At 49.8% G+C, this 24023-nt stretch carries 24 protein-coding genes and 1 pseudogene; 11 read left to right on the forward strand and 14 right to left on the reverse strand.

Annotation, left to right across the window (positions count from 1 at the left end):
• Positions 1-435: 435 nt before the first annotated feature.
• The 10 genes and pseudogenes from CHH67_RS15460 to CHH67_RS26785 all read left to right on the forward strand — a co-directional run bounded on the left by CHH67_RS15460 (position 436) and on the right by CHH67_RS26785 (position 11447).
• Complete coding sequence (locus CHH67_RS15460; RefSeq protein WP_244908211.1) at positions 436-1185, forward strand: hypothetical protein; 750 nt, start codon at positions 436-438, stop codon at positions 1183-1185.
• 13 nt (positions 1186-1198) lie between these two features.
• Complete coding sequence (locus tag CHH67_RS15465) at positions 1199-2884, forward strand: vWA domain-containing protein (protein ID WP_095266102.1); 1686 nt, start codon at positions 1199-1201, stop codon at positions 2882-2884.
• Positions 2885-2919: 35 nt separating this feature from the next.
• Entirely contained in the window at positions 2920-4059 is a 1140-nt protein-coding gene (locus tag CHH67_RS15470; protein WP_095266103.1) for a toxic anion resistance protein, read from the forward strand.
• 338 nt (positions 4060-4397) lie between these two features.
• Positions 4398-5859 (forward strand): annotated as a pseudogene (locus CHH67_RS15475) (spore germination protein).
• A 41-nt stretch (positions 5860-5900) separates the two neighbouring features.
• Entirely contained in the window at positions 5901-7121 is a 1221-nt protein-coding gene (locus tag CHH67_RS15480) for a Ger(x)C family spore germination protein (protein WP_179292139.1), read from the forward strand.
• Between the two features lie 48 nt (positions 7122-7169).
• Entirely contained in the window at positions 7170-8264 is a 1095-nt protein-coding gene (locus tag CHH67_RS15485; RefSeq protein ID WP_179292140.1) for a GerAB/ArcD/ProY family transporter, read from the forward strand.
• Between the two features lie 132 nt (positions 8265-8396).
• Complete coding sequence (locus CHH67_RS15490; RefSeq protein ID WP_144029268.1) at positions 8397-8900, forward strand: hypothetical protein; 504 nt, start codon at positions 8397-8399, stop codon at positions 8898-8900.
• A gap of 239 nt (positions 8901-9139) precedes the next feature.
• A complete protein-coding gene (locus tag CHH67_RS15495; protein WP_095266106.1) occupies positions 9140-10240 on the forward strand; it encodes a glycoside hydrolase family 11 protein in 1101 nt (366 codons plus the stop codon).
• A 264-nt stretch (positions 10241-10504) separates the two neighbouring features.
• Positions 10505-11239 (forward strand): hypothetical protein, encoded by a 735-nt coding sequence (locus CHH67_RS15500; protein ID WP_095266107.1) that lies wholly within the window; start codon positions 10505-10507, stop codon positions 11237-11239.
• 103 nt (positions 11240-11342) lie between these two features.
• Positions 11343-11447, forward strand: a complete 105-nt coding sequence (locus tag CHH67_RS26785) for a DUF6254 family protein (RefSeq protein WP_230875711.1) — start codon at positions 11343-11345, stop codon at positions 11445-11447.
• Positions 11448-11534: 87 nt separating this feature from the next.
• On the opposite strand, the gene CHH67_RS15505 is transcribed toward CHH67_RS26785, so the two are convergent.
• The 4 genes from CHH67_RS15505 to CHH67_RS15520 form a co-directional block, all read right to left on the reverse strand.
• Positions 11535-12299, reverse strand: coding sequence for a DUF817 domain-containing protein (locus CHH67_RS15505; RefSeq protein ID WP_095266108.1), 765 nt, complete (start codon positions 12297-12299; stop codon positions 11535-11537).
• Between the two features lie 3 nt (positions 12300-12302).
• Positions 12303-12539 carry a helix-turn-helix domain-containing protein gene (locus CHH67_RS15510; protein WP_095266109.1) on the reverse strand — a complete coding sequence of 79 codons (237 nt, stop codon included), beginning with the start codon at positions 12537-12539 and terminating at the stop codon, positions 12303-12305.
• An 11-nt stretch (positions 12540-12550) separates the two neighbouring features.
• Entirely contained in the window at positions 12551-13024 is a 474-nt protein-coding gene (locus tag CHH67_RS15515; protein ID WP_095266110.1) for a DUF2975 domain-containing protein, read from the reverse strand.
• Positions 13025-13280: 256 nt separating this feature from the next.
• On the reverse strand, positions 13281-13622 hold the full coding sequence (locus CHH67_RS15520; protein ID WP_095266111.1) for a winged helix-turn-helix transcriptional regulator: 342 nt from the start codon (positions 13620-13622) through the stop codon (positions 13281-13283).
• A 105-nt stretch (positions 13623-13727) separates the two neighbouring features.
• Between CHH67_RS15520 and CHH67_RS15525 the strand changes: the two genes are divergently transcribed.
• Entirely contained in the window at positions 13728-14111 is a 384-nt protein-coding gene (locus tag CHH67_RS15525) for a RidA family protein (RefSeq protein WP_095266112.1), read from the forward strand.
• 189 nt (positions 14112-14300) lie between these two features.
• On the opposite strand, the gene CHH67_RS15530 is transcribed toward CHH67_RS15525, so the two are convergent.
• The 10 genes from CHH67_RS15530 to CHH67_RS15575 form a co-directional block, all read right to left on the reverse strand.
• The gene (locus CHH67_RS15530; RefSeq protein WP_095266113.1) at positions 14301-15539 is read right to left on the reverse strand and encodes a Ger(x)C family spore germination protein; all 1239 of its coding nucleotides are present in this window, start codon (positions 15537-15539) and stop codon (positions 14301-14303) included.
• Positions 15540-15579: 40 nt separating this feature from the next.
• On the reverse strand, positions 15580-15789 hold the full coding sequence (locus tag CHH67_RS15535; protein ID WP_095266114.1) for a CLC_0170 family protein: 210 nt from the start codon (positions 15787-15789) through the stop codon (positions 15580-15582).
• Positions 15786-16883 (reverse strand): GerAB/ArcD/ProY family transporter, encoded by a 1098-nt coding sequence (locus tag CHH67_RS15540; RefSeq protein WP_095266115.1) that lies wholly within the window; start codon positions 16881-16883, stop codon positions 15786-15788. The genes CHH67_RS15535 and CHH67_RS15540 overlap by 4 nt, the downstream gene beginning before the upstream one ends.
• Positions 16884-16885: 2 nt before the next feature.
• A complete protein-coding gene (locus CHH67_RS15545; RefSeq protein WP_095266116.1) occupies positions 16886-18517 on the reverse strand; it encodes a spore germination protein in 1632 nt (543 codons plus the stop codon).
• Between the two features lie 287 nt (positions 18518-18804).
• The gene (locus CHH67_RS15550; protein WP_095266117.1) at positions 18805-19413 is read right to left on the reverse strand and encodes a response regulator transcription factor; all 609 of its coding nucleotides are present in this window, start codon (positions 19411-19413) and stop codon (positions 18805-18807) included.
• Positions 19410-20519, reverse strand: coding sequence for a sensor histidine kinase (locus CHH67_RS15555; RefSeq protein WP_095266118.1), 1110 nt, complete (start codon positions 20517-20519; stop codon positions 19410-19412). The genes CHH67_RS15550 and CHH67_RS15555 overlap by 4 nt, the downstream gene beginning before the upstream one ends.
• Positions 20520-20568: 49 nt before the next feature.
• On the reverse strand, positions 20569-21252 hold the full coding sequence (locus CHH67_RS15560) for an ABC transporter permease (protein WP_095266119.1): 684 nt from the start codon (positions 21250-21252) through the stop codon (positions 20569-20571).
• Positions 21249-21986, reverse strand: a complete 738-nt coding sequence (locus CHH67_RS15565; protein WP_095266120.1) for an ABC transporter permease — start codon at positions 21984-21986, stop codon at positions 21249-21251. The genes CHH67_RS15560 and CHH67_RS15565 overlap by 4 nt, the downstream gene beginning before the upstream one ends.
• Before the next feature lie 2 nt (positions 21987-21988).
• Positions 21989-22933: an ABC transporter ATP-binding protein gene (locus tag CHH67_RS15570; protein ID WP_095266121.1), complete on the reverse strand. Its 945-nt coding sequence runs from the start codon at positions 22931-22933 to the stop codon at positions 21989-21991.
• A 171-nt stretch (positions 22934-23104) separates the two neighbouring features.
• Positions 23105-23896, reverse strand: a complete 792-nt coding sequence (locus CHH67_RS15575) for an AraC family transcriptional regulator (protein WP_244908212.1) — start codon at positions 23894-23896, stop codon at positions 23105-23107.
• Positions 23897-24023 lie beyond the last annotated feature (127 nt).

Consider the following 24023-nt stretch of genomic DNA (forward strand, 5'->3'; position numbering starts at 1 on the left):
CTCGGATTTGTCCAGCAGCATCTTTCTGACGCAAAATCAGATTAATGCCGACAAGGGAGATAACCACACCAAGTTACCTGCGTCGCTTGAGCGGCCAAAACACTGGAACCAAATGAATGATCCTACGTAAAATTTCATAACAATGGAAAAAGCAGTGAACCGTTGCAAATAGGCTAGTCGGGAGGTGGCGGTAGAAATCTCTGTAAAAAGTGACTGTGGTACGTTACATGACATGATCAGTGACCAGTGACAGATGACATGCCAGTGTGGATCATGAGCATCGTTTCAATCAAAACCTATCTTTTTGAGCAAAAGCAGGCATTTAATCCCATTTTTCGAGTAAAATGCAAAGAAAATTATGGATAGTCATGTTATAATTTGCTAACAAACTGAACATGAAAGCGTGGTTGAAACGATGGGTGAAGATGGTGATGAGTGTTGGTTGAGCCGAAGTTCAAAAATTTTATTCTTCTGATCGCGGTGGTAATTGTAGCAAACATCCTGGTGTGGTCCAGAGGGTTCCTCGGGGTGTCCTTCTCGTCGGAGAGTCCATTGGTTGTTGCTTTCGGGGCCGCATTTCTGGCAGGGAGTTTCATAGCGTTGATCTATGGAAGTTATACATACCTTTTCAAGCCCAAGCCTGTTGTGAAAACCAAAAAAGAGGTAGTGACCCACGAAGATTACGTTGATGCCATGAAAAGCTACGGTTCGATCCAGGTCCTGAGAAATGATGTGGATCTGGCTTTAAACCAGCTGGAGCGGATGAAGAACCGCAAAATGAAGCTGCTTGAGGTGCTGGAGCAGAGATTCGATGCCTCCGAATTGAGCTACAAAAAGTTCTATTCTGTGGTACACGCAGTGGAGGATCTGTTCTACAAAAATATCAAAAGCATACTCAACAAACTTGGCGTATTCAGCGTATCGGATTTTGCCGCTATTGCCGATCTGAAAAAGAATAAAAAACTGTCCGCCAAAATTATCGAGGAAAAGATGCAGGTGTACAACGAGTATCTTCAGTTTGTCAACGACTCGCTCAACACCAATGAGGAGATCTTGTTGAAGCTCGACAAGCTTCTGCTCGAGATTGCACGTCTGGGGAGCCTTGATTTGGAAAGCATCGAGAATATGTCGTGCATGAAAGAAATCGATGCGCTCATTAAGCAAACGAAACTGTATAAAGACTGAGAGGGGTCATGAAATGTCTGGTAAGGGGAGAGTAGTCGGCGGACTTGCCGCCATTGTTGTTGTCGTATTCATCGCTGTCTATTTCGGGATTAGCGCAACCTCCAATCTCGGAAGCGGTCAGCCCCTCACACCTGAGGAAGCAGCCAAACGGCTGGATAAGCTGTACAGTAAAATTAACGTTAGAACGGCCCAGCCTGTCATGGGGCAGATTGATCTAAATCCGATAGATGTAGCCGAATCGCTGCCAGACATCGAGAAGTTCCCGGTTTCGGTTAAGAACAGCACTCCGCAATTTGTGGAGATCTTCTCTTCAACAGAGAAATCCGGCTCAGGCGTGGACGGGTGGTTGAATGAGGTGGCGACTGATTTCAACAAAGCAAATATATCCGTGAATGGAAAGCCTGCATCGGTCATGATTCGCAGCATCGCGTCCGGAACGGCGACGGATTACATCAAGTCCGGTAAATATGTACCGGATGCCTTTACACCTTCCAATGAACTGTGGATGGAGATGATTAAAGCAGGCGGCATCAAGACCGAACGCATCTCCGAAAGCCTGAACGGCAACGTGCCCGGCATCGTCATCGAGAAGGGCAAACACGATGAGCTGAAAAGCAAATACGGCGAAATGAACATAAACACTGTGCTGGAAGCTATTTCAGCGAATGAGCTTGCCATGGGCTATACCGATCCATTTGCAAGTTCGACAGGACTGAATTTCCTGATTACGGCGCTTAGCGTATTTGACAGTGATAATCTGCTGAGCAATCAAGCTGTGGAAGGGTTCGAGCAATTCCAGGCGAACGTGCCTTTCATCGCGTCGACGACGCTGCAAATGAGGGAAGCTGCTGAATCCGGGCGTTTGAACGCTTTTGTTCTTGAGTATCAAACCTATTTCAACGAAGCGGGCATTCGTTCGGCTTATGAGTTCGTTCCGTTTGGTGTCAGACATGACAGTCCGTTGTACGCCCTTGGCGATGTATCCGCCGACAAGAAAGAGATTATGAAGAAATTCGCCGAATTCGCAGCGCAAGACAAGTATCAAAACAGCGCAAGTAAATACGGTTTTAACCAACTGGCAGATTACAAGTCAGAAGCGAACGCAGTGGATGGCGGCGTCATTACGAGAGCGCAGAAGCTGTGGAAAGACAAGAAAAATGCGGGCATGCCAATCGCGGCGGTGTTCGTGACCGATGTGTCGGGCAGTATGCACGGCGAGCCTATGACACGCCTGAAAGAATCGCTGATTCAGGGCCAGAAATATTTGGGCGCCCAGAACAGCATCGGTCTGGTGTCTTATTCGGATGATGTCACAATCAACCTTCCGATCGCCAAATACGATACGAACCAGCAGTCACTCTTCGTCGGTGCGGCTGAAAGCCTGACTCCGGAAGGGAATACGGCGACGTTCGACGGCATTGTCGTGGCGATCAAGATGCTGGAAGAGGAAATGGCTGTGAATCCCAATACGAAACCGCTCATATTTGTACTGAGTGACGGCGAGACAAATCGGGGCAACTCCCTCAAGCAGGTGCAAGGGTTGATTGAGGCCTATCGCATTCCAATCTATACGATCGGCTACAATGCGAATATTGATGCGCTCCAGAAAATTTCAAGCATTAATGAAGCTGCCAACATCAATGCGGACACCGATGATGTTGTTTATAAAATTGGACAGTTGCTGAACGTGCAAATGTAACGCATGTCAAACCAAAAGCTAAGGGAGGCGTAATTATGGCATTTACAATGAGTGTTCCTAATGAGAATGAGATCAAGACGGTTCTGGAAGAACAGGTCGCTCCGGTTAATGAAGAAGTACAGCAGCTGATGACGCAGGCTGAGACAAACGTAAAGTCCTTGATGAACATTGACCTGGATTCGCTTGAACAGCGCCGCGGCATTCTAACGAGCATTGACGCTTTCGGGATGGAGACGATGCGCCAATCATCGGATAAAAACTCCCTGCTCAAAGTAACGGTCGGCAAGCTGTCCAAGAGCGGTGATGAAGGCGGGCCGGTTGCGAAAGGACTCACCGAGCTTCATCTCCATCTGAAGGATCTGGACCCGAGCGGCATCGATTTTCTCAAGACCGGTTTCCTGGGCAAGCTCTTCAATCCGGTTCGTGCTTACTTTGTGAAGTTCAAGAAAGCCGATGAAGTGATCTCCGAGATTGTTGAAACGCTGGATAAAGGCAAGGTAACGCTGAGAAACGATAATACGACGCTGGAAATTGAACAACAATTCCTGCGTGATCTGACCAAGCAGCTGCAGAAAGAAATTCAGCTAGGCATGTTCATGGATGAGCATATTGAGCGGGAATTAACGCTGGAGGAAGAACGCGGCGGGGATGCTGAGAAAATTCGTTTTGTAAGAGAAGAGATTTTGTTCCCGCTCCGCCAGCGTCTAATGGATATGCAGCAAATGCTGGCAGTCAATCAACAGGGATATCTGGCGTTTGAAGTGTTAATCCGCAACAACAAGGAATTGATTCGCGGTGTCGATCGGGCCAAGACGGTTACGGTATCCGCACTGCGCGTGGCAGTAACGGTGGCCAGTGCGCTGTACAATCAGAAGATTGTGCTGGATAAGATTGAAGCACTGAACAAAACGACGAACACTTTCATTGAAGGCACGGCGAAGATGTTGAAGTCGCAAGGGGTTGCCATTCAGAAACAAGCGATCGAGAGCAGCGTGTCGGTCGACGTGCTGAAAAAGGCCTTTGATGATACGTTCGAGGCCATGGAAGCAATCAGCACCTTCAAGCAGCAAGCATTGCCGAAGATGCGCGAGACAATTGAGCAGTTCAGAAACCTGGCGGACAGCGGCGAAGAACAAATTATTCGTCTTGAAAAAGGAAAGAAGATCGCAGGCTAACATTTAGTTGGGGATAACCCGATTAAGCTTTACGCAGACTGATCATGAAGTTGCGTATTGTATAACCTGATAGTATAACCTGATGAAAAGTGCCGAGCCGATGCGCTCGCGAATTTCATCAGGTTTTTTTGTTGTGTATTGCCGACTCCGATAGCTTACTTTTGTAATTCCGGCTATTTCGGGCACAGAGAATATGTGCTTTAAAAGGAATAATTTAGAGGACAACTTCTCATAATACGGTGTAAGCATATGGAGGGACTGTCATGATGAGCCGACTACTGAAAAAAATGAGGAAGCACAGCAATTCAAGCAGCAGCACAGTGCAGGCGAAGGACAATATGCCGGTTGAGATAAGTGCATCACTTCAGGAGTGCGTAGAGGCACTAAGTCAGAGAATGGGGAACAGTTCGGATTTTGTAATCAGAACCATATCGGGAAACGATGTTTTGCCGGAATTGGCTGTATGTTATATCGAAGGGTTTATTGATGTTAATCAGCTGAATCAGATTAGCGAGTCATGGCTGACTGTATCCATGGAAGCCGACGGATTGCCCGATATTCCAGCTCTGATGAAAAAGGTGGTGCCGGGAGGCGAACTCAAGCAATTACATACCGTCGATGCTGTGATTTCAACCGTATTGGATGGGAAAGCCGTCCTATTAATTGACGGTTTAACAAGTTCGTTCTCAGCTTCCATAACAAGTTTAGAAAAGCGATCTATCGAGGAGCCAAGCTCACAAACCGTCATTCGGGGACCAAAGGACGGGTTCACTGAAGATATTTCCACGAATCTGTCACTCGTCCGAAGAAGACTTCGAACACCTGACTTACGGGTACAAACACTGGTTATCGGCAAGTATACCAATACGAAAGTGATATTGACCTATATTGAAGGAATCGCGGATCAGAAAATTGTCCAGGAGATCACCTCCCGGCTGCAATCGATTACAACAGATAGTGTACTAGAAAGCGGCTATATCGAGGAGTTTATTCAAGATAAAACGGGCTCTCCATTTCCTACGTTGCTCAACACCGAACGACCCGATGCTGTAGCAGGCAGCTTGCTGGAAGGGCAAGTTGCCATTCTCGTGGACGGCACTCCGTTTGTGTTGCTCGCTCCGGTCACTTTTTTCAGATTTCTCCACTCGAGTGAGGACTATTATCAACGATATGACCTCACTACTTTTTTACGTGTTATCGGGCTGTTCTCTTTCATTGTATCTTTGCTGTTACCGTCACTCTATATCGCCATTTCAACCTTTCATCAGGAGATGATTCCGACCACGTTATTAATCAGCCTCGCGGCACAAAGGGAAGGCGCTCCGATGCCTGCGCTGGTTGAAGCGATCATGATGGAGCTGACCTTCGAAATTATCCGCGAAGCCGGCGTCCGAATGCCGAGGGTCATTGGGCCCGCAATCTCCATTGTGGGCGCATTGGTCATCGGGCAGGCAGCCGTGCAGGCGGGACTTGTCTCAGGCGCGATGGTTATTGTGGTATCCTTTACAGCGATTGCGAACTTTGCAATCCCGGCATTCAGCATGGCGGCAGCGATCCGCATCATTCGTTTTGTGTTGATGCTGTTTGCTGGAAACGCTCGGGTTATACGGCATTTTGGCGGGCATCATTCCAATCTATGTTCACTTGGTTTCCTTGACTTCGTTCGGCGTCCCTTATCTTTCACCCTTCGTTCCGCTGCGCTTCTCGGATATGAGAGACGTGTTTATTCGTGTACCTTGGCCGTTTCTGAAGACAAGACCGGATGATATCAAACCGCACAATCAGGCAAGACAGAAGTAAAGGTTAGAAAAGCTGCCTATATGAAAAAAGGGGTGGTCTATATGCGTAGACTGGCTGTGCTGTATCTCTTCCTTCTCCTGATGGTCATCCTGACAGGCTGCTGGAATCGAACAGAACTGAATGAAATTGGACTTATTTCAGCGCTCGGGATTGACCGGGGCGAAAATGGCTGGATCGTCAGCTATCAGTTAATCAATCCGTCAACGATATCATCCAACGCAGCTGGTGGGGGGATGTCAGGGGGGGCAGGCGCTCCGGTGCATGTGTTTTCATCAGAAGGCCCAACCCTTCGGGAAGCGATTGATGTAAGTTATACAGAGACGCCTAGACGATTGTATTTTCCCCATGCCGATGTGCTTATCCTTGGCAAGGAGGCAGCCAGTAAAGGAATAAGGGACATTATCGACTTCTACTGGAGAAATCCGAACTTGCGGGAGAATGTCAATGTGTTGGTAACGAATGGACTGGCGAGTGAAATGTTAAAGCAGCTTATTCCACCGGAACGATTGCCGGGCTCAGCGATTGCCAACATTTCCAGGCAGACGGCTAAGTTCAACAACAACTATCCTTCCATCAAGATGTTTGAGTTAACGCGAAGTCTTGTTTCTGAGTCCCATGCAGCAGGTGTTCCTCAGATTGAATTAGTGGAGGAGTTCTCATCAAATAAAGTGGAATCTATGGATCAATTAAATAAAACCTCTACGCCTACAAAGCTTAGAATAACAGGATTGGCGGCGTTTCAAAAGGACCGCTGGATCGGATTGTTAACACAGGATGAGAGCTTTGGTATATCGTGGCTGACGGACAAAGTCCAATTCAGCACCTTATCCTTTCCTTGTCCAGGTGAAAACGAACCGGGGCTGCTATCCTATCAGACGAATGCGGCCAATACGAAGGTAAAGCTTATGAAGGAAGGCGATGAATATACGTTTAAAGTCTCGGTTGATGTAAAGGGAAGGGTCACGGAGACTTCCTGTCCGACTGATCTGTCCAATTTGTCCAACCTCCATGCTGCAGAGAAAGAAATTCAAGAGGTGATTAAACAACATATGCTGCAAGGCTGGGAAGCCTGCAAAAGATTGCATGTCGACCTGCCTCACTTTGCCGATTATATTCATCGCAAATATCCGGAGGAATGGAGTCAAATAAAGGAACGCTGGGAAACAGAAGGAATACCGTCCACGAGGCTTGTGCTGCAGGTAACGGCTTCCATCAGTCAGACGGGGATGTCTCAGAAAGCTTTTGAACCGGACGAAAACTAGCCATGCTCTTTGTTGAAATGGATGTTTGAACAAGAAAGGAATCCGGACATGAAACAATCCATAAGAATTACCGAGCTGGTATGTTACCTTGCCGTATTTGAAGTCGGAAGCACAACGTTGTTCTTTCTAGGGGCGGATGCCGGGCGAGATGCATGGTTGGCTATGAGTGTGGCCGCCTTGATCGGTTTGTTTCTGTTAATGATGTATCTTCTCATTCACCGCACCCATCCGGAGCTCGATTTATATGGCGTCTGCAGAAAACAATTCGGCAAAGTTATCGGGACGGTGGTTAACTTAGCCTTTGTAGGTTATTTTACATACGAGGCCTCCCGTAATCTGAGGGATCTAGGGGAGCTTACGATATTGACCCTGTTGGATCGTACGCCGCTGATGGCGATCATCTTGATCACGTTAATTGTAGTAGCAAATACGGTAAGGTATGGACCGTATGTCGTTATTTTGACGTGCGCAGGTTTTTTGCCCATCATGATTTTGAGTTATTTGACCATCTATACTCTCCTTGTCTCATCCGGGCTAATACGTTACGAGATTATGCTGCCGGTCCTGGAACATGGATTCCAGCCTGTCTGGTCAGCAGCCGTACCCGAAATTGTGTCTTTTCCGTTTGGCCAAACCTTATTATTTATGCTCTTCTTTCCTTTAGTTAAGAAAAAGAGGAAATTAGGAAGAAGTGTGATCATCACCTACCTGATTACAGCAATTTGCCTGATCCTGATAAACCAGATCAATGTCCTTGTCCTAGGTCCGACACAGGCAATCAATAGTACTCTACCGCTGCTGCAGGTGGTTCAGCTTATCGAAATTGCAGAAACCTTCGAACGTTTTGACGTGTTATTTGTCTTCGTATTAGTGCTCGGCCTGGGCTCGAAAATGGCTGCGTTTTTTATGGGGGCTGTGATGAGGCTCCATAAAATAACAGGGTGGTCCTATAAAATGTGGACGGTGGTCGTAGGCGTATGCTTATATGCGCTCGCTTTTATATCCCCCAACTACCCTCACCATATATGGCTTGGGATAAAGGTCGTTGTAACTTATGTAACGCCTTTTTTTCAAGTCGTACTTCCACTGATCCTGCTGGTTGTTATCGGAATCCGGCGCAAGTGGGGAAAGCAGCAATCTTGAAATAATGCAACCATGCAACGGTTCATTCGTACATAACAAGAAATCGGAAGGAATCGATGAGCTAGGCTTCCTTATCATGATGAATACATGATCGAAGCTTAAAGCGGTTATGGACAGAAGGGATGGATGACGATGACAAGGAAAACGATATCTTTATTTGCACTGGCTTGTCTGACTGTAATCATTACGGGGCCTCTTGGTGCATTTATGGCCTATCAGAAAGCGCAACCTCCAGGCACATTTATTCATAAAGTGATAGAGCCCGGCGATTCGTTCTCGCCAACCAGTGCTTCCCGAACGGTAGCTGTGTGGGCGATCCCTTCGGATGTACAAGTGGATGCGGTAAACTGCACGTTAGATGGGGAGCAGATCAAGCTGGATCAAGAGCGGTCGGTCACTGACGTTAACGGAACGGAGGCCGTTCTTCTATTTACGAATCGTGGGGATTATTCCGTATTTGATCGCGTCGTGTGCGCCGGGGGAGGGATAGAGGAAATCCGGATGTCGGCCAGACTTTCTGAGTCCAACTCGCGAATAATGATGGGAATGTCCCTAGGTGCGATTCCGGTTATGGCTGCGCTTGGATACTTCTTGTTTAAACGGGGATACCGCTGGCCGCTGGATAAATCCGAATAACATATAACAGCATCGCTCCCCGCAATCCAGGATTCAAAACAGCAATACCTGAATTTTTCAAGGTATGACCTTAATTTTTAGAATGGAATTATAAGGTAAATTTTGATAAATTACTTATTGTAATCGCTTACAATAAAGAAGTAGAAAGGAGGTATGACCGTTCGCAGCAGCCTTGCTGAATGCTGAACAGCATCCTAGTCAGACGGGTGACAATCGATTTAAAGAGGAGGAAGGAATTCATGAAGACGAGAAAGAAAACGAGATGGTATATTGCCGTACTGCTTTGTTTTGTGCTGTTGTTGCCCGCAGGAGGTGCGCATGCCGCAACCACGATCACTTCTAACGAGATTGGGACGCATGACGGTTATGATTATGAATTTTGGAAGGACAGCGGCGGTTCCGGCAGCATGACACTGAACAGCGGCGGTACGTTCAGCGCCCAGTGGAGCAACATCAACAACATCCTGTTCCGCAAGGGCAAAAAGTTCAACGAGACACAAACCCATCAGCAAATCGGGAACATGTCGATCACCTATGGCGCGAACTTCCAGCCGAACGGTAATGCGTACTTGACCGTATACGGCTGGACGGTGGATCCGCTCGTTGAATTTTACATTGTCGACAGCTGGGGAACATACCGTCCGACAGGCACCCATAAAGGAACCATTAACGTGGATGGCGGCACGTACGATATTTATGAGACGACCCGGGTGAACCAGCCATCCATTAAAGGAACGGCGACGTTCAAGCAGTATTGGAGTGTCCGGACGTCGAAGCGAACGAGCGGCACGATCTCGGTCAGCGAGCATTTCAGAGCCTGGGAAAGCCGCGGCATGCCGATGGGGAAAATGTATGAAGTTGCCATGACGGTAGAGGGCTATCAGAGCAGCGGAAGCGCGAATGTGTACAGCAATACATTGACCATCGGCGGGGGCAACCCGGGCGGTGGTAATCCGGGAGGAGGCACGAACCCGGGAACGGTGACGAGAGTCGAAGCTGAAAGCATGACCAAAAGCGGGCAGTACACAGGTAATATCAGCTCGCCGTTCAATGGTGTGGCCCTGTACGCCAACAACGATTCGGTCAAGTATACGCAGTATTTTGCCACAGGCACGCATAGTTTCTCGCTGCGAGGAGCGTCAAACAATGCTAACATGGCCCGAGTCGATCTGAAGATCGGCGGTCAGACGAAAGGCACCTTCTACTTTGGCGGAAGTTATCCCGCGGTCTATACACTGAACAATGTGAGTCATGGCACCGGCAATCAGGAGATTGAGCTGATTGTTACGGCGGATGACGGGACTTGGGACGCTTTCATTGACTATTTGGAGATCCGCTGACCTATCGGTCTATCGAACATGATGACATCAAGCGGTAGCTGCTGGATCATAGAGGGGCTGTAGGGGCTGCTGTCTCCACGAACGCGGCCAACTCTGGTTAAGTGGAAGCTGAACATGAACAATAATGATTTCATCCCGGCGGGGGATTCTCTGCCGGGATTTTTTTGATATGATCAACCTGGAGCATGGAACTATTCATGAACTGCCAACGTTTAACCGTTAGAACCTACAATCAGGATGAGATGAAGGGAGAGAGAAGAACTATTGAGGAAGCCACGATGGAGCCAGCTTCTGACTGCAGTCACGACCGTCGTCATGGCCATCTTACTGATCGCCGGTTGCACAGGAAAGAGCAATCCGGAAGAAACGGCAGCCCAGCCGATGCCAGGAGCAGCAGGGACAGCGCAACAGCAGGAAGAGGAGCCTCCCGTGCCTACAGGCATCGTTAATCAGGCGAATGAAACGATGAAGAATGAAGGCGCGGAAGAGACCGAGCCGGTCCATCAGACGCCTGATGACACCGTTCGACCTGTTCTGGTCAAGGGCGATATTGTCCAACTGGAAACTTCTGTGGAACACGAGACGCTCTCCTTTGAGGGAAGGGAATATGAGTTAGAGCCGTACGGGCTGAGTTTCGCCATTCGCACCACGATGGGAGAGCCTTCGGTTGAGGGTGGAACCGTCACGTTTACAACCGACCTGTCCGGAGAAGCCACCGTTACGTATGAGGTGCTGGAGCATACGACGTTGGACGAAGCAGCGGCCAAGGAGCAGCAGCATGAGCGTGCGTTTAACGATGAGTTTATTGATATTACATCGGAAAATGGTCTTAAGGGGAAACAGAATCAATATGCAGACAGTGACGTATTTTCCGGGGTGATCTTCTACGCATTCGATCAGCATATTGTTCGGATCGGCTACCGATCCGATATGGCTGCTGTGGACACGATGGCACGCATCATCAACGAAACGATGGCGTCGGTGAAGACAAGGGACTAGCCATCGGCGCAGCCTGCCTCTTCCTTCGGCGTGCATGAACTGCTGTCAAGATTGACAACATAAGGGAGTGGTATACATCTCAATTCCAGAGGAGGAAGCACGTATGGCTCACCAGAAGAGAAGAAGAGAGGCGGCCTGGAAGTCACGCAAGCAAGAGCAGCATCCCCATGGAAAAATCAAATCGTTAGAGGAATTATCGAACGAATAGGTTGAGAAGTATACTGCTTGGATCGACGGGTAACACGAAGAACAAGCTCCTGCGGCGACTATGCCGTCAGGAGCTTGTTTGCGCTGTCTAGCGAATCTTATCCTTCACTTGTTTCAGCGTTGCCACGATAAGGAAGCTGACAATGACAAGCAGGAGCCACGAGCTGACTTTGCCCAGGTGGACGAGACTCCAGGCTTCGGTCTGGTTAGGGTACTCCCAGGCTCCGAAGAAGGTGGCAATATTCTCGGCAATCCAAATGAAGAATCCGATGAGTACAAAAGAAAGCGCTAGCGGCATCCGGTAACGCGTGCCGTTCACCTCATAAGCGACCCAGGATCGCCAGAACACGATAAGGACCAGCGCCGACAGCCACCAGCGAATATCCACCCAGAAATGATGGGTGAAGAAGTTTAAATATATGGCAGCCGCCAGGGTCACCACGATCCAAAACGGCGGCCAGCAGATCAGCTCCACCTGCAAGCGCCGCCAGGCCTGGCACAGATAGCTGGCTACGCTGGCATACATAAACCCGCTGTATAGAGGCACCCCGAATATTTTCACATATCCTTCTTCCGGATACGACCAAGAGCCCATATGCACCTTGAACACCTCAAGCACAAGACCGATCAGGTGAAACAGTGTAATCACCTTGAGTTCATCCCGGGTCTCTAGCCCGGAGCGCAGCATCCACCATTGCATCAGAAGGCAGATGACAAGCAGACAGTCATAGCGAGGCAGCAAGGGGAGGGAGATGAGCTGGGTGAGAGCCAGTGAGGCAAAGATGACGACCGGGAACACGCAGGATAACGCCTGCTCCCAGCCGAATCGAACCAGTTGCCGGATCGCTCTCATGACTTATTCGTCCGGCCCGGCGGCATCAGAATTTGCATCGCTTTGGTATTCCATAATATCACCAGGCTGACAATCCAGCGCTTCACATATCGCCTCCAAGGTGGAGAAGCGGATCGCCTTGGCTTTCCCGTTCTTCAATATGGAAAGATTCGCCATCGTGATTCCGACGCGCTCAGACAGCTCGGTCACGCTCATTTTCCTTTTGGCCAGCATGACATCAATGTTAATAATAATCGCCATCTCGATTCACCTCATACTGTTAAATCGTTCTCGGATTTAATATCGATGGCATTTTGGAGCAGCTTTTGGAGCAGTGCAGCAAAGGCAGCAATGACAAAAGAAGCAAAAACGATAATTATGCCAATCGCCAAAAGCCCTGGGGCGTCATCCATGTCCGCCATGAAAAATAAAAACGGCAAAATCACGGCATACAATCCGCTGATGGATAACCCGCAATATTTGATCGTTCTCAATGCCCGCACCGACAAGTCGGAAAACGCTTCGTTCCTGTCGATATAATTAAGCAGCTTATAGGCCTGGACTAGCGCCACGAAGAACGGGATCGCGGAGATATACATCCCGGCCAACACCGGATACAGCCAGTATGCCGGAAAATAGGCCGCTGCGTCTTTCATGATGGAAGGCAATCCCCACACACATAGCAACACAATCGGGGTTCCAATAAGAAACACAGTCAGTTTTAAAAAAAGCGTTTCTCGCTTCATTACAAGCACCTCACTCGGTCGTTTTCGCTTCTTACTGTAGCATGATATTTATCGTTTATCAATAAATATATATTGATTGTTATGATATTATTATTGTTTTGTTGACATAGGAGGATACCAGATTATTGAGGGAATATTCGTCGATTGCGAATGGATTGCTGGTGGAGGGGGGATCATCCCATAAGAAGCCGACCACGAAAAAGCCGTCACGATGACGGCTTTTCATGGCGATGGAGGAGGGCAGAAGAGTGGAACCTTACCGCGCTGGCTGGTTTCGAGCGCCCCATTCACATAACTGTTCCAGCACGGGCAGCAACGTCTCGGCCTTCTCGGTGAGCCGATACTCCACCTTGGGCGGCACTTGCGGATATTCGGTCCGCTTCACCAGACCGTCCGCTTCGAGCTCCTTCAGTTGGGAACTCAGCGTTCTATACGTGATCGTTCCCAGACGTCTTTTCATTTCATTAAATCGAACGGGCTGCTGTTCTGCCAGGAGATAAAGAATCAGCATTTTCCATTTGCCCCCAATCAGGGACAACGTATAGCCAAATGGCGTTTCTTGAATATTGCCGTCACCTTTATAGTCCGCCAAACTCATCTTTACACTATCCTTTCAGGTAGTACCTATCATTAATGTGCGTACTACTTTTTTAGTTGTGCTCAGTTTATACTAGCCTTACTTTGAAGTAAAGGAGAGAATCTGATGGCTAATGTTAAAACTTATAACCATGATCTATGGGATCATGGCATCTCGCAAGGGTACAGTGTGAACGGCAACATCTACATTTCGGGGCAATTTTCTCACGATCAGGAAGGTGCGTTTGTTGGCGAGGGAGATATCGAGCTGCAAACCCGACAGACACTGGATAATTTGGATCGCGTACTGGCGGAGTTTGGTGTCACGAAATCCAATCTCGCTTATGTGGAAATTTATTTGACCCATGCCGAGGAGCATTTCGACCCTGTGATCCGGCTCTTTAAAGAATACGTAGGAGAGCATCGTCCGGCTGGAAGCCTCATCGGCGTGACGTACCTCGCGTCCCCAGAGCAATGGGTCGAAATCCGTGCGGTCGCCCATACGGACTGATCCAAGGGTCGAAGGAGTAGCCGGAGAACGAGGCACTGATCGTATGTAAATGATCATTAGAAAGAGTGTTCCTATGACCAACGGAAGTGGCCATAGGAACACTCTTTGTTTCGCTATAGATGTTGTAGGGGACAATCTGGCGAGGTCTATGAGTGAAGCATTCGCAGGAAGCCGGTGGCGGGCGGGTGTTTAATTGGCTTTCATGCCTACGCGGCGGACCTTCGACGTGATGTTGTAATCGAACGTAACCGTTTTGTAGATCTCTCGCCATTGCTCGGCTGTCTTGACATGGGTGTTCCAGTAAGACGGTTTGTGAGCCCGGAGCAACTCGCCAAAACCAAATATATCGGATTCTTGCTGCTGTGTTTTCTGCACCAGTCCCTCTACAAGTTCTGTGATCGCTCTCTCGTTCTCTCGGCCGATCTCTTCCAGAATGGCCGAAGAATCGATCGGGACGATATCTTCGTTCTTCTCTTCCAGATTCACTTCTGTCATGGCTGTGATAATAAAATGGGGCCTGCCGTCCCGAATCTCCACCCTCGTGGTGGATTCACGGTTTGTGGCATGGATGGTGACGACCTGCGAATCCCGGATTTGAAGAATCCCGCGGTATCCAGCAGGGCTGATGCCTTTAATAACCAAATATCCGGCGATTTCAAACGGCTTGGTTACCCCGACCATTTGCGCCCCTTTAAAAAAGGCCATCCCGCTGATCTGGACGTTTTCTCCTTCCATGATCTGAATATAGGGAAGGAAGCCCTCCTGGCCTTTCTTCGATGAGTTGTTCCAAAAGGTTCCGATATAGTTCACCGGGAATTTGCCGTGTCTGACCGCATCGTCAAGTGTAGAAGCGAGATAAAGGGTAGGCACACGCTCTAGCTTGGGCGCAGCTTCCATCAGATCCTTGGCACTGCCCTTGGACACCATCAGCCAGGCCATTCTCCGAACCTCGGGGTTACGATGCAAATAATCATTCAAGTTCTCAAGGCCTCTTCTGGCGAACTGCTCAGAGACGACAATGACACGCAGATGCCCGAAAAACAATCTTCCCGATATTTGCTGCTGCAGATTCATCAAGGCATCGTCGAGCGTATGGCCCACAACGTCGAGAACCCAGACGGTATCCTCCGACTTCCCGCCTGTGCCGCCTCCGCCTTCCCCGGGGCCAAGCGGAATTTGCCCGGGCAGGGCGATCTGTACAGACACCCGGATCATATCTTGGGGCGGCACGGGATATTTACCGCGCAGATGGGAGATTTCATCTTCTTGCTGCGCTGCTTCAGGCCCGGCCGTGTCCACGGAAATTCCGAGTACGACCGCGCGTTCTTCCAGCTCCATCCGGTCCCAGCATCCGGTCAGCAAGGAAAGAATGAGCAGAGCGGCGCAGCATCTTCTCATATTGGCGCGAGTGTAAGCATGGTTACTCATGAATTTCCTCCAGTCTCGGTTTGAACCGTGGTTGCTCCAGCTAGACAAGCAGTTTGATGATCATCGCACCCGTGAAGGTCAGAACGCCAAGGGAGAGGTTGATCCAGCCCAGGACGGTTGAGGCTTTCTGTTCCTTCTTCATCTCGAACTGACCATAGTTTGTCCTGTCAACTCCGAGATTGAACAACCCTGAAAATATCCAAATGGCGATAGCCATATACAAGTAGCCGCTGTACATTTCTCCGATCATTGTTTCTGGTTCCCCCTTTTTTTGCGCAGCAGTGATACGAGCAACAGCAGGCCCGGGTAAGCGATCGTGAGCGCGACCCCGAACTGGGTAATCAGCGCATTGATCTCATTCAACTGGACCAGGCTTTGCGGCAGCATCGCCAACAAGAACAGGAAAGGCAAAATGAAAAAGGACAGCATCCCGTGATCCTGCAGACGGAACAGCTTGCCGATGGAATAAATCGTGAAATAGTAGCAGGAAAACAAGGAGGTGTACACCGCCGTCACCCAGACTGCGAGAAATACCGCATCCAGGCGTTCGAGGATATTCGCAGGCAGCGAGGTATCCTTTGCTAGCTCGAGGGTTGGCCACAGCAGCTTCTTGGTCTCTTCGGCACCAAAAACGCTAACCGTCGCGCTTACAACCAATACATACAAAATGCTAGTAATCAGCATCGCCAACCAGATGGAACGCATCGCCTTCTTCGGACTGCGCATAGAGGGAATGACCATCATCATGATGAAATATCCCTGGAACATGGTGGAGAGCATGAAGAAGCCTTTGACAATCCCGCTCGGCTCATTTCCCCATAACGGAAGCACGTTGACGACGTCTGCGTTTTTAAGGGACAGAGCGACGATCAGCAAGACGGGAACCAGAATGAACGGAATATAGAACGTGTGAATATAGGCAAAGGTCATTATATTTTTACGCGATGTGAAGGCAGCCAGCAGCAGCATAACGATCACGGTCACTTCCAGCGGCGTATTCCTCAGGACCGCGGTGATGACCACCTCGCCGAACTCTCTAGCGATAAGCGAACTCAGGATGGCAAAGTAGAGAATCCAGATGATGATAATCGTTCTGGCCAGCCCTTTTCCAATCAGCTTCTCGCTGTATTCGATATACGATTCATTGGGAAAACGCATGCCCAGCCATACGATCAGCATGGAGGCCAGGATAGATAGCGCCGCACCCAGCAAAGTGACGAGCGGCGCCCCCGCATCGGCTGCACGAACCGCAGCGAGCGGAAGGGAGAGCACACCGACGCCGACGATGGTGCTGATTGTAATGGCCGAAGCTTGCAAGACGGTAATTTGACGTTGTTGGTCCATACTTATTGCCCCTTTTCTCCATCAGGCTGCACGGGACTTATAATGTCTTCGCTTGCGTGGTTGACTTGATCTTTCTTTGTATCCCCCAGTCTGGATTGATCGAGCGTGTATAGAAACGATGGCCGGTTTCTCATCTTCCACAGCGGCGCACGTGTCAGCAAGTCCCGCATGCCCTGAAAGTTGCCAGGGACGAAGGGGCTCAGATACGGCACGCCGAACGAGCGGAGGGACAGCAGATGGTTCGTAACCAGAATGAGGCCGACCATCACCCCATACAAACCAAATGTGCCGGCCAGTATAATGAGCGGGAAGCGGAGGATGCGAAGCGCAAGGGCCGCATTATAGGCGGGTGTTGCAAACGAACCGATTGTGGTCAGCGCGATGATGACGACCGTAATCGGGCTTGCAAAACCGGCCGCGACCGCCGCTTGTCCAATGACGAGCACACCGACGATGGACAATGCGCCGCCGACCTGCTGCGGCAAGCGAATGGTCGCTTCCCGCAACACTTCCATCGATATTTCGATCACAAGTACTTCGACGACTGCAGGGAAGGGGACGCCTGCGCGTCCGCCCGCTACGGCAACCGCAAATTCGGTAGGAATCAGCTCCGGATTGAACGATATAATAGCTACGTACAGCGAAGGAAATACAAGGGAGAACACAAGCGCCACAAGACGTGAGAGCCGGATGCCGCTCATGAGCAGAAACCGCTCCGTGTAATCCTCGGCCGTCTGGTAGAACTGGCTGAATACGGTCGGAACGATCAGTGCGAGTGGAGAACCGTCTACCAGAATCGCCACCCTGCCCTCCAGAATGTTGGCCACAACTTTGTCAGGACGCTCCGTATATTGAATTTGCGGAAACGGCGACCAGTGGTTGTCTTCGATAAACTGTTCCAAATAACCTGAGTCGAGGATGGCGTCAATCTCAATGGCGGACAGCCGTTTCTTCACTTCTTCGACTATGCCGGGGTTGGTAACGCCTTCCATGAAGCAGATGGCTACCTTGGATTTGGTTCTCGCTCCGATCTCCATCGACTTCACTCGGAAATCGGTCGTTTGCATACGATAACGAAGCAAAGAGATGTTTGTACTAAGCGATTCGATGAACCCCTCGCGTGATCCGCGGATCACTTGCTCCGTAGCCGGCTGTTCGATCGAGCGATGGGATATTTTCCGCGTGTCGAAGATAAAAGCCTCCGGCAGCCCTTCAATGGCAATCACCGTTTGGCCGCGCAGGATGCTGTCCGTGATGATGGAAAGACTGGATTCCGCATACCCCTCACTGTGGTAAAGGGTATCATTGATAAGCGTATCTTTTAGTTGAGAAATCGGAATGTCCTCCACATCGATATGGCGAGGCCCATACTTGAGCGGCTTCAATATCGTATTGTTAATGATGGTATGGTCCGTCATATCCGTGAAGTAATACATCATCGCTTGGAACTGGCCAAATACATGGAATTCATGCGTATTGAAATCGTCATTATCCCCCAGCAGCTTCCGGATGCTGTCGGTCGTTTCCCTGAGGCTGGAGGTGATTGGGCGCTCTTGTTCCTGATTTTGGTTCGCATCCGTGGCGGCATGGTTGTTGTCAGACTTCTGGGAGCCCATCCACTTGGAATATGACATTTGATGATCACTCCCTGGCATCAGAGTATGTTCATCCTAAGTATTTCCACAGCGTGATATTTTTATCAATGATCGCTCGTTAAACCGAGGATTCCTCATGAAAGTCACTGCACATCGCGGGAAAAAGAGAGGTATTTGAGCTATAAGTTATTCGATTCTATGAACCAAGGAAGAAGGGGAGGGGGGCTGTTATTTCTTAAGCAAAAATACCATTCGTATGCTTAGCGAGTTAGCGGGGTTACTTATTTCGAATTGGACTAGAGAGCACGCTTGGTGCAAGGATGCACCTATAGCGATCGCTTCCAATAATAGATGGCGAGCTGGGTCCGGTCTCGAAGCTCCAGCTTATCAAGGATCAAGGATAATGTGTTGCGGACGGTTCCCTCGCTGAGGAACAGCTGCTGCGCAATTTCACGGTTTGAGCAGCCTAAAGCGACCAGCTCGAGAATGGTGGACTCGCGGGGAGTAAGTTCGGTAATCTCTTCCTTGCTTGGTCCCGTCAACGTTTTAAGAACTTTAGCATCCAGTATGGATACACCCGATGCCAGTGCGCGCAGCTGTTGGGCCATATTCGAAACATGCGTCGATTTCAGCATATATCCTTCCGCTCCGGCCAGAATGGCCAGGCGAATATTATGCTCATCCTGGAAGGTGGTGAGCATCATGATCTGTACCTGTGGCCAGCGGTTCTTGATTGTTCGCGTTGCTTGAATTCCGTCCATGCCCGGCATGCGTATATCCATTAGGACCATATCGGGCATTAGACGCTCGCAGCATTGAATGGCTTCGGCCCCGTCATTGGCCGTTCCGATAATTTCCATATCGTTCTCCCGGCTCAAAAGCAGCTCCAGGCTTTGACAAACGAGTGGATCATCGTCAACTATAAGCACCTTCACGTCAATCGCTCCTTTCTGATTGGCAATACGCATATGAGCTGAAATCCATTCCTATGATTCATCGAAATGCTTCCCCCTACAGCCTGCGCCCGTTGTCTGAGGTTGCGTAGTCCGATGCCTGGCTCGACCGTGATTTCCGGCGTCACCCCGTCATTATGCACGCTCAAGCGAATGAGATGTTCACTGCTGTCCAAGGAAACTTCGACATGCTTAGCCTTCGAGTGGCGTACGATGTTTGTCAGCGCCTCCTTCAAGCACGAGGCGAGAATGATCCAGAGGTAGGCTGGTACTTCGGAAGTATCCCCATAAACGTGCAGTTTGACCGGAAACGCTTGGAAATTTCGACAAATTTCCTCTAAATGGGCGACTCCGATAGCTCGTGCCGGTTTCAAATCATGCACGGTTTCCCGCAGTTGCCATGAACTGGCTCTCAGACGGTTCATCGCCTGTTCCAGCATGCTGCCAGCTTGAAGGTCCCCTTCCTTTCGTAATTGTTCGTACGCCTGAAGCGCCAAGAGGGCGGCGGTCAATTCGTGACCGACATCATCATGCAGCTTGAGCGAGATCCGGTTGCGTTCCGTCAGCTCTGCGAAATGCGCGGTCTGCATGTTTGCCAGCAGCAGCTCTTCCTTGAGGCTCTCGAGCTCATACCGGTCACGTCGTTCACTGTCTGCCTCACGCCGGTAAGATGCAAGCTGCTTGGATCCGTAATGGAGGATGCCTCCAGCGAACATTGCCTGGATCAGGACAACCAATAACAAGAGCTCCACCTTAGCAAAAGCGACCACAACGACCGCAATCGGCAGAACGAACAACGGTTTATAGGCTCGCATGGCTTCAAACAAGGGGAGTGCCAAGCCGTAAGAGGCCTCTGGCCACAGCGGCATAACGGCGGTGCATACAGCCAGGTCGATCAGCGTTGTCCAAGTCGGCCATGAGAAGCGCCATCTAGCCAATGTCATATTGACCAGAACGAGCAGCAGGATCAACCCTTCATGCCCGTTGTCGCCGATAAACCAGAGCAAGCCCAGCAGCAGCAATGCCAGGCTTCTCCATATCATATCGGCCATGCTCATCGGTTCCCAACGGTCCCTATAGCTGTGCATAAGCACCTCCTGGAAAGCATTCTTATTTCCTACATCGTATCATATCTTCCTAAGCGAGCCTTCTACGGCTTCCGATCAACAGGAAGGCAGCCGTAAACAGGATCAGAATAAGCAGCGGTGTCAGCTGATGCTTCCAAGGCCTGTTCTCTGCCGCAAGATCGATTCCATAGTGCAGCCAGTATGTGGGGACGATCTTGCTTATGCGCTGCAGCGGTTCCGGCGAGACCTCGAGAGGGATCAGAGTCCCGCCAAGCACCGCCATGATGGAAATGATGCCGAGCATGACGGCAGCAGAAGCATCGGGATGACGGAACCAGGAACACCAAGCAAGCGAGAAGCTGATGGCGGTGAAGGCGAAGAAACAGAAGATCATCCATAATTGAAGCAGATTTCCGAGATCCGGGCCATGGTAGAGCCATCCGCCTCCAACGATCAGGATGGACTGGACGATGAGCAGCAGGGAGAAGGCCAGCAGATTTTGAGCAGTATAGGCAGCGTGTGTAATCGGTGCAACGCCGATCCGATTCAGTATTTTGTTCTTTCGGTCCTCCATAATCATATGGACCAGCTTAGAGGCGAAGAAGAGCTGCAGTATTCCGTAAAATTGAAACCCCAAAGGATAGCCGTCATAACCCCGGGGAAGCAGGATGACCACCATCGGCAGGCCGAGCAGCAAGATCAAGTTTCCCCAGCTGCGAATGCTCCGCTTTAGCGCAAAGGCGAAAATCGTCACCCGAGCCTCCTCCTTCCTAGAATGAAGCTGATGATCATAAAGAACGCAGTGATTCCTGCGAGCAAGGCTAAGGATACGCCTGCCCTCGCTGCATCGCCCTCTGGCAGCATCCCGGTTACAGCCCGCTGTCCAAGCATTACCGGATTGCCGTAGGAGGACATCCAGTTAAAAAATGCATGGTCCGGCAGCGGAAACATTAACCCCGTTAAGACAAGCAGGCCAAGCCCGATGATTTCGGACACTCGTTCAGACAGCTTAAAGCTTTTGATCGACAGTACCAAAGCCAGATGGATAAACTGCGCGAATAAGGAAAAGACGGCCAGTACGAGCAACACCCACCCGAGAGAACCCCATTGCACCCCGAACACCCATTTCGTGAACAACACCATAACGAAGCCCTGAAGCGTGCTGAATAAGGCGCAGGCCAGGATAAGCGAAGAGGAGTAGAACGCAACATGGATCGGGAGCGAGTACGTACGCCATTTTCGCGTCTGCAGCAAATCATCGTTCAATAAACTCATAAGATAGGTGCCGCCGAAGAACTGAACCGTAAAGATCGTAATCGTTGTCATCCAATCGATGCTCGGCACCCCGTCCATCCCTTTAATCGGACCGGTGATCACCGTGCCGATGACGCTGATGATAATCAGCGGAAGGACCAAGAGCAGCAGCTGGCCGATAGGCTCGCGAATTAAACGGAGCAGGGAGAAATAGGTCATTCTGAATAACAGCATCCTCAATCCTCCTTGGTGTCGCGCAATTGTTTTCCTGTCAGCGTGAGAAATACGTCTTCAAGTGAAGGCTGATCCGCATGAATCGATATAACGCCGCCCGCGCGTTTGGCTAAGGAGAGGATGCGATCCAGATTTCCAGCCCCAGCCTGTGAAATAATCTGCAGCTTCGATCCGCTTCTGTTGACCCGCTTGACTCCGCCGAGCTGCTCAATGGCACGGATAAGGTCGTCCGTAACCTCCATAACCTCCAGCTTGATTTTCTCTTCGTGATGCAGGTTTCTCACAAGTTCCTCAATGCTTCCCTGGGCGATAACATGACCTTGATCCATAATGAGCACCCGGGACGCGATCGCCTGCACCTCTTCCATGTAGTGGGTCGTATAGAGGATGGTCGTGCCCCGGCTTTGCAGGGTTTGCACGGATTCAAGAATGTGGTTCCGTGACTGTGGGTCGATGCCAACGGTGGGCTCATCCATAATCAGAAGCTTCGGATCATGAATGATAGAACAAGCGATGTTCAGTCTTCGCTTCATTCCTCCGGAAAACTTCTTGGGGCTCTTATTCGCCTGCTTCTCTAGTCCGACGAATTCAAGCGTCTCCGCAATCCGCCGCTTCAGCTCGGCTCCCTTCAATCCATAGATACCTCCGAAGAAAGCAAGATTCTCGCGGGCCGTTAAGTCTTCGAACACGGTAATCTCCTGTGTTACCAATCCAATCTTCCGTTTTATATCCAGCATCGTTCCGGACAGATGCTCGCCAAACAGTTTGATTGTTCCGGAATCGACTCTGATGAGCCCGCACAGGGCATGAATCAGCGTCGTTTTGCCCGCGCCATTAGGTCCGAGCAGCCCCACAATTTCACCTTCTCCAATTTCCATATCGACGTGATCCAGAACGCGATGGTCCCCGTACCGCTTCACGATATCGGACATTGCTGCAACGGCCATCAATTTCTCTCCTCTCATATGCATGATTAACAACATTATGGCAAGGGAGCAGGGACTTTCATAGTTACATTTGTAACGAAATCAAACCCGAAGTTCGGTAACGCATAGAAGCATGGCGATGGCTGATTATACCGGTCCAGAACCCCGCGGACCATGACACTGAGAAAGAACTTACGTGAACAGAATGGATTCATCCGATAGATCCATTTGGTGTATGTAGCTGGAAGGCGACAAGCCCGTCTGTTTTTTGAACATGCGATAAAAATAAGATGTATCATAATAACCCAAATACTGGGCAATGTGGGCAATGCTCATATCCGAATGAAGCAGCAGGCGACACGCTTCCTGCACGCGCAGCTGGTGCATATAGCGAATGGGAGAAAGGCCGTATACCTCCTTAAAAAGGGCAGCCGTATAGCCTTGCGAACGCTGGATTAATCTGGATAACGACTCGATTTCGACAGGTTCGCGGTAATGCTCCAGCAGATACGATTTGATGGTGTCCGCGTAGTATCGCTTGTTCGGTGCTACCTCCGTCTTGTCAAGCTCGCGGGCTAGCATGCCGATCAGCTCCTGCATAATGCCCTGGCAGATCAACGTGCGGTAGCTTTTTCCACCCCTCATTTCCTCGTACAAGCGCTCACATCGGCGGTAAGCATATTGGATATGGGACAGGTTCATTTTCATAAATCGTCTCTCATCCAGAAACGGGATGCCCGTGGATTCTGGGTGATCGAGTGTAAATAAAACGGTAAACTTCTGATGCTCGGTATCGTTCCAATTGCTGCCGCTTCGTCGGGTTGACTGAGGGATAAAAAGCACATCTTCTTGTTCCGCAATCACTTCTTCTTCATTGATTTCGTACCTCACCTTGCCACTCTTCACCACAACAAGGACATTGTACGCAATCGTCTCCAGCTGCGTCCGCCAATTCGGGATGTTATCGTCAAAATTTACGCTCATCAATTGGAACACATTTGAGCACCTCGCAGTGATTTTATACCTTAAGACTAGCATAACCTTGCAAGCTCTGAGTAGGTAATCGTTCGTTTCAGTCATCTTTCGGAATGAAATCGTATGGGAATCGTAC

The organism is Paenibacillus campinasensis (assembly GCF_002272015.1).
GTDB lineage: Bacteria > Bacillota > Bacilli > Paenibacillales > Paenibacillaceae > Paenibacillus_AQ > Paenibacillus_AQ campinasensis.

Coding starts and splice junctions, on each gene's coding strand:
- CHH67_RS15480 (WP_179292139.1), top strand. CDS start 5,901: ATGCGTAGACTGGCTGTGCTGTATCTCTTCCTTCTCCTGATGGTCATC.
- CHH67_RS15465 (WP_095266102.1), top strand. CDS start 1,199: ATGTCTGGTAAGGGGAGAGTAGTCGGCGGACTTGCCGCCATTGTTGTT.
- CHH67_RS15565 (WP_095266120.1), bottom strand. CDS start 21,986: ATGCTGTTATTCAGAATGACCTATTTCTCCCTGCTCCGTTTAATTCGC.
- CHH67_RS15485 (WP_179292140.1), top strand. CDS start 7,170: ATGAAACAATCCATAAGAATTACCGAGCTGGTATGTTACCTTGCCGTA.
- CHH67_RS15575 (WP_244908212.1), bottom strand. CDS start 23,896: ATGAGCGTAAATTTTGACGATAACATCCCGAATTGGCGGACGCAGCTG.
- CHH67_RS15515 (WP_095266110.1), bottom strand. CDS start 13,024: ATGAAGCGAGAAACGCTTTTTTTAAAACTGACTGTGTTTCTTATTGGA.
- CHH67_RS15555 (WP_095266118.1), bottom strand. CDS start 20,519: ATGCACAGCTATAGGGACCGTTGGGAACCGATGAGCATGGCCGATATG.
- CHH67_RS15490 (WP_144029268.1), top strand. CDS start 8,397: ATGACAAGGAAAACGATATCTTTATTTGCACTGGCTTGTCTGACTGTA.
- CHH67_RS15570 (WP_095266121.1), bottom strand. CDS start 22,933: ATGGCCGTTGCAGCAATGTCCGATATCGTGAAGCGGTACGGGGACCAT.
- CHH67_RS15530 (WP_095266113.1), bottom strand. CDS start 15,539: ATGAGTAACCATGCTTACACTCGCGCCAATATGAGAAGATGCTGCGCC.
- CHH67_RS15535 (WP_095266114.1), bottom strand. CDS start 15,789: ATGATCGGAGAAATGTACAGCGGCTACTTGTATATGGCTATCGCCATT.
- CHH67_RS15470 (WP_095266103.1), top strand. CDS start 2,920: ATGGCATTTACAATGAGTGTTCCTAATGAGAATGAGATCAAGACGGTT.
- CHH67_RS15505 (WP_095266108.1), bottom strand. CDS start 12,299: ATGAGAGCGATCCGGCAACTGGTTCGATTCGGCTGGGAGCAGGCGTTA.
- CHH67_RS15495 (WP_095266106.1), top strand. CDS start 9,140: ATGAAGACGAGAAAGAAAACGAGATGGTATATTGCCGTACTGCTTTGT.
- CHH67_RS26785 (WP_230875711.1), top strand. CDS start 11,343: ATGGCTCACCAGAAGAGAAGAAGAGAGGCGGCCTGGAAGTCACGCAAG.
- CHH67_RS15540 (WP_095266115.1), bottom strand. CDS start 16,883: ATGGACCAACAACGTCAAATTACCGTCTTGCAAGCTTCGGCCATTACA.
- CHH67_RS15545 (WP_095266116.1), bottom strand. CDS start 18,517: ATGTCATATTCCAAGTGGATGGGCTCCCAGAAGTCTGACAACAACCAT.
- CHH67_RS15520 (WP_095266111.1), bottom strand. CDS start 13,622: ATGAGTTTGGCGGACTATAAAGGTGACGGCAATATTCAAGAAACGCCA.
- CHH67_RS15510 (WP_095266109.1), bottom strand. CDS start 12,539: ATGGCGATTATTATTAACATTGATGTCATGCTGGCCAAAAGGAAAATG.
- CHH67_RS15525 (WP_095266112.1), top strand. CDS start 13,728: ATGGCTAATGTTAAAACTTATAACCATGATCTATGGGATCATGGCATC.